The sequence below is a fragment of the Acidovorax sp. genome (assembly GCF_046291265.1).
GTDB lineage: Bacteria > Pseudomonadota > Gammaproteobacteria > Burkholderiales > Burkholderiaceae_C > Acidovorax.
In genome coordinates this window covers 18370-31266 of the sequence record NZ_JBKBTV010000020.1, presented here as the reverse complement: position 1 = coordinate 31266, position 12897 = coordinate 18370, and the positions used below count along the sequence as shown (strand labels likewise).

Genomic DNA, 12897 nt, shown 5'->3' with positions numbered 1-12897 from the left:
CAAGGCTTCGACAGGCTCAGCCCGAACGGGCGGCGCAAGTTTAAAGATGCCATTTCAATAACAAGTTCAGGGAGTGAAAGCATGAATATCGAATCGGGTTTTTCGCAGGTTGCGCAGTCGTTGCTCTGGCCCGTGCTGGTGCTGGTGGGGCTGGCGTTTGTCTACGCGCTGTGGTCGGGCGGCGCCACGCTCATGGAGGCCTGGCAGCGCTGGCGCCAGCCCCAGTACCGCTCGCTGCGTGTGGCGCCTGGTTTGTCGATGGAAGAACTGGAGCTGCAGCTGGTGCGCCAGGTGGAACCCGTGCGCCTGCTCAGCCGCCTGTCGCCCATGCTGGGGCTGATCACCACGATGATCCCGCTGGGCCCCGCGCTGCAAAGCGTGGCGGCAGGCAATGGCCAGCAGGCGCTGGCCGTGTTCAGCGGCGCCTTTGCCGGTGTGGTGCTGGCGCTGGCCGCCGCGTCGGTGGGCCTGGTGGTGTACTCGGTGCGCCGCCGCTGGCTGCTGGCCGAGCTGCTGGTGGTGCGCAAGGAGCGCGGGGTGGCGCAATGAGCTTGAAGCACCTGAATGTGCTGGCCGAGGACGACGACGACCCGATGCTGTCGGCCGTGAACCTGGTGGACGTGTTCCTGGTGCTGGTGGTGGCGCTGCTGACGGCCGTGGCCGTGCAGACCCAGACCAGCGCCAACGAGAGCGTCACCATCATTCGCAACCCCGGCCAGCCCGACATGGAAGTGGTGGTGCGCGAGCAGGGCAAGGAAGTGCGCTTCAAAGGCGCTGGCAGCGCAGCGCAAGGGCAGGGCGTGCGTGCGGGCGTGGCCTACCAACTCGAAGACGGCAACATCGTCTACATCCCTGAAACGGGCGCTGCTCCAGCTGGCGCTTCGGCCGGTGGCGCGGGTGGCGCAGCCACACCGGTACCTGCCAAGCCATGAAGGCGCTGATCCTGCGTGCGGCACTGTGGTGCCTGCTGCTGGCTGCGCCGCTGGTGCATGCCGTCCAGGCTGAGAAGACCCAAACAGCGGGCGGCGCCGATAAAACAGCGCCCGTGCTGCTGTGGCTCACCTCCGACATCACCACCGCCCCGCGCACGGCCATGGTGCAGCGCCTGGCTGGCGAGGCGGGCCTGGGTTTTGTGCATATCGACTACCCGCTGGGTGGCCCGGCGGTGCTGGACGCGGCCCAGGCCCAGAAGCTGGAGCGCGCGCTGGCGGGCGCTGCGCTGGTGTGGGTGGATGCGCCGCATGCCAGCGTAGAGGCGCGCCTGCGCCGCATGGCGGGGCCGCAGCTCGATGCGCGTGCGGTGCGCACCCCCGGCCGCGTGGTCTGGGTGCCTGCGGGCGCCCCCGCCGCCGACTTGACTGCGCTCGATGCGCCCGCCCGCATGGTGGCCTATCTGCAGGCGGGCGGCCCGCGCAATCTGAAGAACGCCATCGGCCTGGCGCGCGCCACGGTGGCGGGCGCTGCCATGCCCGCCTTGCCCGCGCCCGACATCCTGCCCGCCCGGGGTATCTACCACCCCGATGCGCCCCGCCTGCTGCCCAACGCCGTGGCGCTGGAGGCCTGGCGCCAGGGCCAGCCCGCGCTGCGCAGTCTGCCCGCCGTGGCCGTGCTGGTGCACCGCCACCATTTTGTCGATGGCAGTACCGAATGGCTCGATGCTTGGCTGCGCACTTTCCGCCAGCAAGGCCTGTTCGCCTATGCCGCCTTTGGCCAGCAGGTCACGGCGCAGACCCTGGCCGAGGTGCTGGAGTTGCCCCCGGCCAGTGGCTCTGGCCCCGGCCGCCTGCATGCCTCCGCCCTGGTGCTGCACCAGCTGGTGCCCCAGGCCGCTGCGCTGCAGCCGCTGTTGGCCCGCTGGGGCGTGCCGCTGCTCGGCACGCAGCCCTACCGCGCGGGCGATGCCGCCGCGTGGGAGGCCAGCGACACGGGCCTGTCGCTGTCCGATGTGCCGTTCTATCTGGCGCAGCCCGAGGCGGCCGGTGCCATCGATCCGGTCCTGGTCACGGCCCACGGCGCCGAGGGCAAAGACTTCCGCCTCATCGAGCGCCAAGCCCAGGCCGTGGCCGCCAAGGCGCGGCGCCTGATCGCGCTGCAGACCAAACCCGCCGCCGACAAGCGCCTGGTGGCCATGGTCTACAACTACCCGCCGGGCGGCACCAACTTCGGCGCATCGTTCCTCAACGTGCCGCGCAGCCTGGAGCAGGTGTCTGGCGGGCTGGCGCAGGCAGGCTACCGCACGCAGCAGGTGCCCGAGCAGGGCTGGATCGATGGGCTCAAGCCGCTGCTGGCCGCCTACTACCCCGGCGCCGATGTGCGCGCACTGCTGCAAACCGGCCAGGCCGCCGCGCTGCCACTGGCGCGCTACGAGCAGCACCTGGCCACGCTGCCGAAGGCCGTGGGCGAGCGCATGAACGCGCATTGGGGCGCGCCCGAAAAGAGCCGCTACGTGGTCGAGTGGCAGGGCGAAAAAGTGTTCGCCATCCCGCGCCTGCAGGTGGGCAAGCTCTCGGTATTGCCCCAGCCCCCGCGCGAAGAAACGCTGCGCCTGGGCCAGAACCCGTTCATGCACAAGTCCAAGGCACCGCTGTCGCACCACTACCTGGCCGTGTACCTGTGGGCGCAGCTGGAGGCCGATGCCCTTATCCATTTCGGCACCCACGGCACGCAGGAGTGGGCCGGTGGCAAGGCGCGTGCGCTGGATGTACACGACGACGCGCTGCTGCCCCTGGGCGACCTGCCCGTGGTCTACCCCTACATCGTGGATAACCTGGGCGAGGCACTCACCGCCAAGCGTCGGGGCCGCGCCGTGCTGGTGAGCCACCGCACGCCCGTGTTCGCCCCGGCAGGCTTCGAGGCGCGCATGGCCCACATGCACGAGGTGATGCACGAGTGGGAAACCGTGGACGAAGGCCCCACGCGCCGCGCGCTCGAAAAGCAGCTGGTAGCGCAGTTTGTAGAGCACCAGTTGCATCGCGACCTGGGCTGGAGCGCCGCGGGCATCGCAGCCGACTTCAGCGGCTTTCTTGAAATCCTGCACCCCTACCTGGACCAGCTCGCGCAAAGCTCGCAGCCCAAGGGCCTGGCCGTGTTTGGCCGCGTGCCCGCGCCCGAGCAGCGGCGCGAGACCATCCTGCAGGCGCTGCGCAAGCCGCTGATCGAGGCGCTGGGCGAGGACATCGACGAAGCCTTTCTCATCAAGCACGATGCCGTGCTGGCCGCGCGCCCCGCACGCTGGCTGGAAGTGGCGCTGACCGACGCGCAGGCCGCCAGCGTGTTGGACCTGCGCCCCGTGCTGCCAGCGCAGGCAGCAACGCTTGGCACGGCTGGTGCACCCGACGTGGTGCGTGCCGAAGACCATGTGCCCAACCGCGCCGCGCGCAAGCCCATCGACACGCCCGCGCTGCTACAACTGGCCCAGCGCGCGCAGGAGCTGGAGCGCCTGCTGGCCACCGAAGGCGAAATGCCCGGCCTGCTCACAGGGCTGGAGGGCCGGTTCCTCACCGCTGCTTACGGCGGCGACCCGATCCGCAACCCCGAGAGCCTGCCCACGGGCCGCAACCTCACGGGGCTGGACCCGAGCCGCCTGCCCACGCGCCAGGCCTATGCCGTGGCGCAGACGCTGTTCAACGACTGGTTCAAGGACTACCAGGCGCGCCACGGCGGCCAGGCGCCGCAGCGCATGGCGCTGTCGCTGTGGGCGGGTGAAACACTGCGCCACCAGGGGATCATGGAAGCCCAGGCCCTGGTGGCGCTGGGCATGCGCCCGGTGTGGGACGACTCGGGCCGCCCGGCGCGGGTCGAGACCATTCCCGCCGATGAACTCAAGCGCCCGCGCGTCGATGTGCTCATGAGCATCACCGGCTCGTACCGCGACCAGTTCCCCGCGCTCATGGCGCTGCTCGACCGCGCGGTGGCCCAGGCTGCCACGGCCGAGCCCGGCAATGTGATTGCGCGCAACACCGAGCAGATCGGTCAGGAGCTGCGCAAGCAAGGCGTGCCCCGGGCGCAAGCCGAGCAACTGGCGCGCGTACGCTCGTTCGGCAATGCGGTGGGCGACTACGGCACCGGCCTGTCCGACGCGGTGCAAAGCGACGGCCTGCAAACCAACGATGCGCGCCTAGGCCAGATGTTCCTCGAGCGGATGAGCCAGCCTTATCTGGAGGGCGAGCCGGTGGCGGGGGTTGCGGGCGGCACGGCGGCGAAGGCGCTGGGGGCGCACCTGCGCCGTACCGACGCAGCCATCCTGTCGCGCAGCTCGAACCTGTACGCCATGGTCAGCTCGGACGACCCGTTCCAGTACCTGGGGGGCCTGTCTACCGCAGCCCGTGTAGCCGGCCGGCCGCAAGGGCTGGAGTTGCATGTGGCCCAGCTGCAGGATGTGAGCGAGCCCACCACCGAAACGGCACAGCGCGCCATTGCGCTGGAGATGCAGTCGCGCTACCTGCACCCGGGCTGGCTCAAGGCGCAGAAGGCCGAGGGCTATTCGGGCACGCTGCAGGTGCTCAAGGCCGTGCAGTTCGCCTGGGGCTGGCAGGCCGTGGCGCCCGACACGGTGCGCAGCGACCATTGGCAAAGCTTCTACGACGTGCTGGTGCGCGACAAGCACCAGCTGGGCCTGCCCGAGTGGCTCAAAGAGCATCCGCAGGCCTACGCCCAATCGCTGGAGCGCCTGGTACAGGCACAGCGCCAGGGCTATTGGCAGGCCGATGCCGACACGCAAAAACAGCTCGCGCAGATGTACCAGGAGCTCACGCGCGCCGCGCCGCTGGCGGCCGAGCTGCCCAGCGTGCGCCGCTGGGTGGAGCAGGCCGCGCAGGGCACCGCCCCTGCGTCTACCGGCATGGCCGTGGCCACGCCACAGTTGCCAGCGGTCCCGGCGCCGCAGCCCGCACCGCCTGCTGCCGACCTGGCTGCACCGCCCGCCCAAGCGGAGGCACCGCCCGCCGCACCCACTGTGCCTGCGATGGGCGTGCTGCTGGAGCGTCAGCCCGAGCGCGAAGCCCCCGACACCGCCCAAGAGCCCAGCCCCGTGGAGCGCATGGCCGGCATCGTGGCCCTGCTGGTGATGGCCCTGGTGGTGCTGGCGGGCGCTGCGTGGCAGGCTCGCCGTCCGTCTTCACTGTCCGCAGCGCCCGGCCTGGCCCGCACTTGAATCGACCCTTCTTGAAAGCACCCACACCATGCAGATCGAAACCCCACCCACCGAGAAGCGTTATGAAAAGCCCGAGGGCGAGCGCCGGGGCATCGTCATCGTCAACACCGGCGACGGCAAGGGCAAAAGCACGGCGGCCTTTGGCCTGGCGTTGCGCGCGCATGGCCGGGGCAAGGCCGTAAAGATCTACCAGTTCATGAAGGTGCCCACGGCGCGTTTTGGCGAGCACCGCATGTTCGAGCAACTCGGCCTGCCCATCGAGGGCCTGGGCGACGGCTTCAGCTGGAAGAGCAAGGACCTGGAGCACTCCGCCCAGCTGGCGCGCGACGGCTGGGAGAAGGCGCGTGCCGCCATCCTGTCGGGTGAGCATTTTCTGGTGGTGCTCGACGAGATCACCTATCCGCTGATCTACGGCTGGCTTCCGCTGGAGGGCGTGCTGCAGACGCTGCGCGACCGTCCCAAGGAGGTTCATGTGTGCCTCACCGGCCGCCGCTGCCCGCCCGAAATCATCGAGCTGGCCGACACGGTGACCGAGATGCAGATGGTCAAGCACGCGTTCAAGGCGGGCATTCCCGCGCAGCGCGGCATCGAGGACTGAAACCTGTCATTCCCGCAGCTGCTTTGGGGCCCGTCCTTTCGCCCCTGTTTTCTTTTGTTCGTCCTTTTCATGCGCAAACACCTCACCCCCCTGTCGCTGGCCGTGCTCGCCTGCACCACGCAGACCGCCATGGCCCAGGCCATCGCCGAGTTGCCGGCCGTCCAGGTCACGGACACGTTGTCCGCGCCCGGCAGCACGCTCTCGCTCGATGCGCCCAGCGCCACGGGCTCGCGCCTGGGCCTCACCGCGCGGGAGACTCCGGCCAGCGTCAGCAGCCTGGGTGCGGGCGACATCGCAGAGCGCAGCCTGACCCGCGCGCAGGACGCGGCCGTACGCATGCCCGGCGTCACCGAGGCTCCGGCCCCTGGCAATGGCGGCACCAGCCTGGTGGCGCGGGGCTTTGCGGGCCACAACTCGGTGGCGCAGATGGTGGACGGCACGCGCCTCATCGTCGCCTCGGGCACCATCACCTACCCGTTCTCGACCTGGCCCATGGAGTCGGTCGAGGTGCTACGCGGCCCGGCCTCGGTGCTCTATGGCGATGGCGCTATTGGCGCGGCTGTGAACTACGTGACCAAACGCCCGATCTTCGGTGCCCCGCAGCGCGAGGCGTTCTTGAGCGTGGGCTCCTTCGGCACGGTGCAGGGCGGCGTGGGCCTGCGCGGCCCCATCAACGACGTGCTGGCCTACTCGGTCTATCTCGATGCGGAAAAGAGCGACGGCTACCGCGCGCTGATGGACACGCAGCGCCACAACTACGCCCTGGCCCTGGCCGTGCGCGCCAGCCGCGATCTGAACATCACCCTGTCACTGGACGGTGGTGTGAACGACGACGCGCGCTACTTTGGCACGCCGCTGCGCAATGGGGTGCTGGACGACCGCCTGCGCCGCACCAACTTCAACGTGGCCGACTCGGTGGTCAAGTACGACGACCGCATCCTGCGCGCCAAGGTCGACTACCAGGCCGCCGCGGGCGTGCACCTGCGCAACGAGACCTACCACCTGACCACGGACCGCCACTGGCGCAATGCCGAGGCCTACAGCTTCAACGCCGCCGGCACGGCCGTGAACCGCAGCGACTACCTGGAGATCCTGCACGACCAGGAGCAGACCGGCAACCGCTTCGACGCCACTTTCGACGGCCACCTCTCCGGCATGAAGAACCGCTTCATCGTGGGCCTGGACTGGTACCGCACAGAGCTGGTGCACACCAACAATTCGCCTTACGGCGGCGCGAGCACGGTGGACCCGTTCAACTTCACACCCGGCAACTTCATCAGCCCTGTGCCCACCATCCCCGGCCGGCGCTCCAGGCTGCAGACCACGGCCCTGTTCGCGGAAAACGCCCTCGACATCACCCCAGAGTGGAAGCTGGTGGCGGGCCTGCGCAGCGACCGCATGGAACTGGACAACACCGACCTGCGCACTGGCGTGAACCTGGTCAAGCAATATTCACCCGTCACCGGCCGCGTGGGCGCTGTGTGGTCGCCCAGCGATGCGCTGTCGCTCTACGGCCAGTTCGGCACCGGCACCGATCCGCTCAGCGGAGCGCTGTCGCTGCCCGGCGGCGGCAACACCCTCGATCTGACGCGGGGCCGCCAGGTGGAAGTGGGCGCCAAGGGCACCGTGCCTGCGGTGCGCGGCGAGTGGACGGTGGCGCTGTACAAAATCGAAAAGCGCAACCTGCTCTCGCGCGATGCCAGCAACCCCAACATCACCCAGCAGATCGGCCGGCAATCGTCTTCCGGCATCGAGCTGGCCTTTGCGGCCGAGCCCGTGCGCGGCTGGACCATCGACGCCAACGCGGCTTTCCTGCGGGCGCGCTACGACGATTTCAAGGAACTGGTCTCGGGCAGCGTGGTCTCGCGCAGTGGCAACACGCCCACGGGCGTGCCGCAGCGCGCGGCCAGCGTCTGGACGGCCTACCGTTTCCTGCCCCAATGGCAGGCTGGTTTTGGCGCGCGCTATGTGGGTGAGCGCCAGGGCAACACCGCCAACACCGCTCAGCTGCCGTCGTATGTGGTGCTGGATGCTTCGCTGGCCTACGACTATTCGCGCAACCTCAAGCTGGGTCTGGCAGTGAAGAACCTGGCCGACCGCGACTACGCACTGGCCGGCACGGCCAACGCGCGCTGGCTGCTGGGCGCGCCGCGCACCGTGCAGCTGACGGCGCGCGCCACGTTCTGATCTTGGTGAATCGAGCGAGGAACGGCGCATGGTGAAGAAGCTCGTCATCTTCGTGCACAAGTGGCTGGGCGTGGTGCTGGCGCTGTTCTTCCTCATGTGGTTTGTGAGCGGGGTGGTGCTGTATTTCGTGCCGTTCCCCAGCCTGACGCAGGCCGAGCGGCTGGCGGCCTTGCCGCCGCTTCAGCTGCCTGCCGATTGCTGTCTGGCCGCGCCCGATGCCGCCCAGCGCGCGGGCTTGCGCCCGACTGGTGGCGGCGAGGCGCGGCTGGGCATGCTGGCCGATGCGCCTGTGTGGCGCATGCTGGCGGCGTCAGAGGCGGGCGCGGCCCTGCGCTGGCACACGGTGGATGCCCGCACCGGGGCCGTGGTGCCACCACTCAGCGATGCGCAGGCCGCCACCGTGGCCGAGGCCTTCAGCGGGCGCCGTGCCATGGGCACCGAATGGGTGGAGCGGGATCAGTGGACGGTGCCCCAGGGCCTGGATGTGCACCGTCCCTTGGTCAAGGTGTTGCTCGACGGCGACGACGGGCTAGAGCTGTACGTGTCGCCTGGTGCCGCCGAGGTGGTGCGCGACACGCGGCGTGCCGAACGCTTCTGGAACTGGCTGGGCGCCGTGCCGCACTGGATCTACCCGACGGTGCTGCGGCAGTTCCCCAAGGCCTGGCACCACGTGGTGGTATGGCTCTCGATCCCCGGTGTGCTGCTGGCTTCCACGGGCATCGCGCTGGGTATCTGGCAGCTGTTCCTGAACCGGCGGCGCTGGTTTCCCTATCAGAAGTTCTGGATGCGCTGGCACAACATCCTGGGCCTGGTGGCGGCGGTGTTCACGCTCACCTGGATGTTATCGGGGCTGATGTCGATGAACCCCTTTGGCGTGTTTACCGGCCGCGCGGTCGACCCACAGGCGCGCACGCAATGGGCGGGGGAGGCTCCGCGCATGGTGCGCGGCCCGGCCGAGGCCGTGGCGCTGGCGGCGGCCGAGGGGCTGGTGCCGCTGGAGGTGGACACCTTGCGCATGGCCGGCCAGGCCTGGTACCGGGTGCGGGGCCAGGGGGAGGGCGTGGTGCAACGCCTGGTGCGTGCCGACGGGCCCGAGGCCACCGTGGCGCAGGCCGTGCCCGATGCGACGGTGCTGACTGCGCTGCAGGGCCTGCGTCCGGGCATGCCAGCGCCGAGCATTGAACAAGTCACCCAGTACGACGGCCTGTACTATGCGCGCCACCATGACGCATCCACTTCCTTCCACCGTCCGCTGCCCGTCTGGCGTGCCCACTGGGCTGAGGACGAAGTGACCGTGTACGCCGACGCTGCCTCCGCCCGCATCGTGATGCGTGCCGACGCCTCCACGCCCTGGCAGCGGTTGCTCTACAACGGACTGCACAGTCTCGACTTCGCGCCGCTGCTGGCGCGCCCGGCACTGCGTACCGGGCTGATCGTGGGGCTGTCGCTGCTGGGGGTGGCGCTGTGTATCACCTCCTGTGTGGTGGCCTGGCGTGTACTGGTGCCGCGTCGGCGGCGGGCTGCACGGTCGTCATCGGCCGCCGTGCGGGCAGCGGAGGGCGCATGGACAGCCTGAGGTCCGTGCTTCTCCCCGGCACAGGTGCGGCGCTGTTCCACGTGCTCTTGTGGTGCCCGTTGCTGGCGCTGGCGATGGACTGGTGGCTGGGTGAACCACCGGCAGCTTGGCACCCCGTGGTGTGGATGGGCAAGGCGCTGCAGTGGTGGGGCGACCGGCTGGCGCCCACGACACCTGTGGCCCGTGATATCAATCTTTTTTGGCTTGCAGCGCTTATATGGTGTGCGCTGGCAGCTATCGTTTTTATAGTGGCCTGGGTGGCGCAGTACCTGGTGCTGATGCTCCATGTGTTCTTGGCGGTGGTATTGCTGGCGTTGCTGCTCAAGCCGCTGCTGGCCTGGCGCATGTTGCACGACGAGGTGCTGGCGGTGGAGGTGGCACTGGGCCAGTCGCTGCCCGCCGGGCGCGCGCAGCTGGCCCGCTTGGTGAGCCGTGATGTGAGTGCCCTCACCGCTGTGCAGGTGCGCGAGTCGGCCATCGAGTCGCTGGCCGAGAACCTCAACGATTCGGTGGTGGCGCCGCTGTTCTGGTTTGCGCTGCTGGGCCTGCCGGGCGCCGCGCTGTACCGGTTTGCCAACACGGCCGATGCCATGTGGGGCTACCCCGGCATGCGCGGTGGGCGCTATTGGCAATGGGCGGGCAAGTGGGCTGCGCGGGCGGACGATGTGCTGTCATGGGTGCCCGCACGCATCACGGCTTTGTTGCTGGCGGTGGTGGCCAAGGGCCTGTCGTTTTCAGCACTGGCGCGACAGGCGCGCAAGACGCCATCCCCCAACAGCGGCTGGCCCATGGCGGCCATGGCATTGGCGTTGGGCGTGCGCCTGGCCAAGCCGGGTGTGTACACGCTGCACAGCAACGGCCGCCGGGCCGGGCCGCTCGATACGCGGCGCGCGGCGCGCCTGGGCACCCAGGTGGTGCTGGCCATGGTGCCGATGGTGGTGGCCATCCAGCTCCTGGTGCTGGTGGCTTTTGCATGGGTGAAGGCATGACACCGGTCCGCCTTCAAAAATATCAATTCGTTCACGCTGAGCCCTTCGACAGGCTCAGGACAGGCTTGTCGAAGCGCCGCACGAGGCTTCGACAAGCTCAGTCCGAACGGCTCTGATGGATAGAACGCAAATCCACATGACATCTTCAGATCTTCGCCCCACGTCTGCGCCGTTGCACGGTGGGCCAGACGCTGCAGGCATCCCGGTGTTCGATTTTTCGACTAACAGCAATGCCTGCGGGCCATGCCCTGAGGCACTGCACGCCGTGCAGATGGCCGACGCCACGCGATACCCGGACCCGGCGTACACCGCGCTGCGCGAGGCCCTGGGTGCTTTTCACGGCGTGGCGCCGGGCCGCATCGTGCTGGCGGCCAGTGCCAGCGAGTTCATCCACCGCATCACCGCGCTGGCCGCACAGCAGGGCGCGGTGCAGGTGGCCGTGTCGCCGCACAGTTATGGCGACTATGCCCAGGCTGCACAGGTGCGTGGGCTGGATGTGCTGCGGGGCGGTGGCGCTGCGGTGGGGTTGCAATGGGCGTGCGAGCCGTCCAGCCCTTTGGGGCTGGAAGATCCCGCAGTACGCGGTTGGCGAGAAGGCGAAGTTGCCAGTGTTTTACGGGTGCTCGATTGCGCCTATGTTCCCTTGTGGCTCGACCCCGATGGTGCATGGACCGGTGCACCGTCGCCGCGCCTGCCTTCCGCCTGCTGGCAGCTCTGGACCCCCAACAAGGCCCTGGGGCTGACGGGCGTGCGTGCGGCCTATGCCGTCGCACCGACGGGTGGTGAGGACGCAGTGCAGGCGTTGACGGCCCTGGCGCCTTCCTGGCCCGTGGGTGCCCATGGCGTAGCCTTGCTGCAGGCGTGGACAAGTCCAATGGTGCAGCAGTGGCTGGTGCACAGCCTGGCCACCTTGCGCGACTGGAAGGCACGCCAGCAGGCGCTGTGTACCGATCTGGGCTGGACCGAGCACGCTGGCAGCCTGGCCAACTATTTCTGCGTGCAGCCCGCCACAGCCACACTGCAGGGCGATCTGGCGGTGCTGCGCGCCAGTGGCATCAAGCTGCGGGATACGACCTCGTTCGGGCTGCCCGGCACCGTGCGCCTGGGGGTGCTGCCACCTGATGCACAGGATGCGCTGCGGGCCGCATGGCAAGCGCTGCAGGGTCGTACCATCCCGAACAGAGTTTTAACCGGTTCAGGGGAGACCTCGTGAGAACCATCACTGTCAACCGCTACGTCACGCCGCTGCGTGAAGGTGGCTCCATGCCTGCCATCGTCGAGGGCGACGACCTGGGCACCTACGTGCTCAAGTTCCGTGGCGCAGGGCAGGGCGTGCGCGCGCTGCTGGCCGAAATGATCGCGGGCGGCATTGCCCACGCGCTGGGTCTGCCCGTGCCCGAGATCGTGCTGGCCCAGCTCGACACCGCCCTGGCGCAGACCGAGCCTGACCCCGAGATCCAGGACCTGGTCCGCGCCAGCGGTGGTCTGAACGTGGGGCTGGACTACCTGTCGGGGGCGCTCAACTTCGACCCTGCGGTGGATGTTGTGTCGGATGACTTTGCCTCGCGCCTTGTGTGGTTCGATGCGCTGGTGGGCAATGTAGACCGAACCGCGCGCAACACCAACCTGCTCATGTGGCACCGCCAGCCCTGGCTCATCGACCACGGCGCTGCGCTGACCTTTCACCATGCGTGGAACGGCACGGTGGCCCTGCCCGCCAAGCCCTTTGCGCCGATTGTCGACCATGTGCTGCTGGCCCAGGCCACGGCGTTGGCGCAGGTGGATGCCGAGCTGGCGGCGCGCCTTACACCCGAGGTGGTCACGGGCATCCTGGCCGAAGTGCCCGATGAGTTTCTGGCGTTGGCCGGGGCCGAGCATGCCGAAGGCCCGCTGTCGGCGCCCGCAAGCCACCGCCAGGCCTATGTGGACTACTTCTGCGCGCGCCTGGCCGGGCGTGAAACATGGGTGAATGCGGTGAAGGGAGCCGTCGATGCACGCGCCTGAGGTGTATGACTACGCCATCGTGCGCGTGGTGCCGCGCGTGGAGCGCGAGGAGTTCATCAACGCGGGCGTGATCCTGTCGTGCCAGCGCACCGGCTTTCTGCGGGCCGCCATCGCGCTCGACGAAGCGCGCCTGCTGGCCATGGACCCGCACGCCGATATCGACACCGTGCGCCGCCATCTGGCGGCCATTGTGGCCATCTGCGCGGGTGATGAAGGCTGTGGCCCGATTGCGCGCCTGCCGTACCGCCAGCGCTTCCACTGGCTCACCGCCAAACGCAGCGCCATCATCCAGACATCCCCCGTGCACACCGGCCGTTGCACCGATGCGGCGGCAGCACTCGACCACATCATGGACCGCATGGTCCGCCCACTGCCTTGACTTCAAACACCT

10 protein-coding genes are annotated in these 12897 nt (G+C 68.9%); all 10 read left to right on the top strand.

Going from position 1 to position 12897, the window contains the following annotated elements:
• The first annotated feature begins 81 nt into the window (after nt 1–81).
• The 10 genes from ACK41V_RS10045 to ACK41V_RS10000 all read left to right on the top strand — a co-directional run bounded on the left by ACK41V_RS10045 (nt 82) and on the right by ACK41V_RS10000 (nt 12885).
• Complete coding sequence (locus tag ACK41V_RS10045) at nt 82–549, top strand: hypothetical protein (RefSeq protein WP_409781451.1); 468 nt, start codon at nt 82–84, stop codon at nt 547–549.
• Complete coding sequence (locus ACK41V_RS10040) at nt 546–932, top strand: DUF2149 domain-containing protein (RefSeq protein ID WP_409781448.1); 387 nt, start codon at nt 546–548, stop codon at nt 930–932. The genes ACK41V_RS10045 and ACK41V_RS10040 overlap by 4 nt, the downstream gene beginning before the upstream one ends.
• Nucleotides 929–5152: a cobaltochelatase subunit CobN gene (cobN, locus tag ACK41V_RS10035; RefSeq protein ID WP_409781446.1), complete on the top strand. Its 4224-nt coding sequence runs from the start codon at nt 929–931 to the stop codon at nt 5150–5152. The genes ACK41V_RS10040 and cobN overlap by 4 nt, the downstream gene beginning before the upstream one ends.
• A gap of 28 nt (nt 5153–5180) precedes the next feature.
• The gene (gene cobO / locus ACK41V_RS10030) at nt 5181–5750 is read left to right on the top strand and encodes a cob(I)yrinic acid a,c-diamide adenosyltransferase (protein WP_057223360.1); all 570 of its coding nucleotides are present in this window, start codon (nt 5181–5183) and stop codon (nt 5748–5750) included.
• A 69-nt stretch (nt 5751–5819) separates the two neighbouring features.
• Nucleotides 5820–7937 (top strand): TonB-dependent receptor, encoded by a 2118-nt coding sequence (locus tag ACK41V_RS10025; protein ID WP_409781443.1) that lies wholly within the window; start codon nt 5820–5822, stop codon nt 7935–7937.
• A 28-nt stretch (nt 7938–7965) separates the two neighbouring features.
• Nucleotides 7966–9513, top strand: coding sequence for a PepSY domain-containing protein (locus ACK41V_RS10020; protein ID WP_409781440.1), 1548 nt, complete (start codon nt 7966–7968; stop codon nt 9511–9513).
• Nucleotides 9501–10502, top strand: a complete 1002-nt coding sequence (cbiB, locus tag ACK41V_RS10015) for an adenosylcobinamide-phosphate synthase CbiB (protein ID WP_409781437.1) — start codon at nt 9501–9503, stop codon at nt 10500–10502. The genes ACK41V_RS10020 and cbiB overlap by 13 nt, the downstream gene beginning before the upstream one ends.
• 136 nt (nt 10503–10638) lie before the next feature.
• Nucleotides 10639–11715: an aminotransferase class I/II-fold pyridoxal phosphate-dependent enzyme gene (locus tag ACK41V_RS10010; protein ID WP_409781434.1), complete on the top strand. Its 1077-nt coding sequence runs from the start codon at nt 10639–10641 to the stop codon at nt 11713–11715.
• The gene (locus ACK41V_RS10005) at nt 11712–12506 is read left to right on the top strand and encodes a HipA family kinase (protein WP_409781431.1); all 795 of its coding nucleotides are present in this window, start codon (nt 11712–11714) and stop codon (nt 12504–12506) included. Before ACK41V_RS10010 ends, ACK41V_RS10005 begins: the two co-directional genes overlap by 4 nt.
• A complete protein-coding gene (locus ACK41V_RS10000; RefSeq protein WP_409781428.1) occupies nt 12493–12885 on the top strand; it encodes a DUF3037 domain-containing protein in 393 nt (130 codons plus the stop codon). The genes ACK41V_RS10005 and ACK41V_RS10000 overlap by 14 nt, the downstream gene beginning before the upstream one ends.
• Nucleotides 12886–12897 lie beyond the last annotated feature (12 nt).

Coding starts and splice junctions, on each gene's coding strand:
- ACK41V_RS10045 (WP_409781451.1), top strand. CDS start 82: ATGAATATCGAATCGGGTTTTTCGCAGGTTGCGCAGTCGTTGCTCTGG.
- ACK41V_RS10040 (WP_409781448.1), top strand. CDS start 546: ATGAGCTTGAAGCACCTGAATGTGCTGGCCGAGGACGACGACGACCCG.
- cobN (WP_409781446.1), top strand. CDS start 929: ATGAAGGCGCTGATCCTGCGTGCGGCACTGTGGTGCCTGCTGCTGGCT.
- cobO (WP_057223360.1), top strand. CDS start 5,181: ATGCAGATCGAAACCCCACCCACCGAGAAGCGTTATGAAAAGCCCGAG.
- ACK41V_RS10025 (WP_409781443.1), top strand. CDS start 5,820: ATGCGCAAACACCTCACCCCCCTGTCGCTGGCCGTGCTCGCCTGCACC.
- ACK41V_RS10020 (WP_409781440.1), top strand. CDS start 7,966: ATGGTGAAGAAGCTCGTCATCTTCGTGCACAAGTGGCTGGGCGTGGTG.
- cbiB (WP_409781437.1), top strand. CDS start 9,501: ATGGACAGCCTGAGGTCCGTGCTTCTCCCCGGCACAGGTGCGGCGCTG.
- ACK41V_RS10010 (WP_409781434.1), top strand. CDS start 10,639: ATGACATCTTCAGATCTTCGCCCCACGTCTGCGCCGTTGCACGGTGGG.
- ACK41V_RS10000 (WP_409781428.1), top strand. CDS start 12,493: ATGCACGCGCCTGAGGTGTATGACTACGCCATCGTGCGCGTGGTGCCG.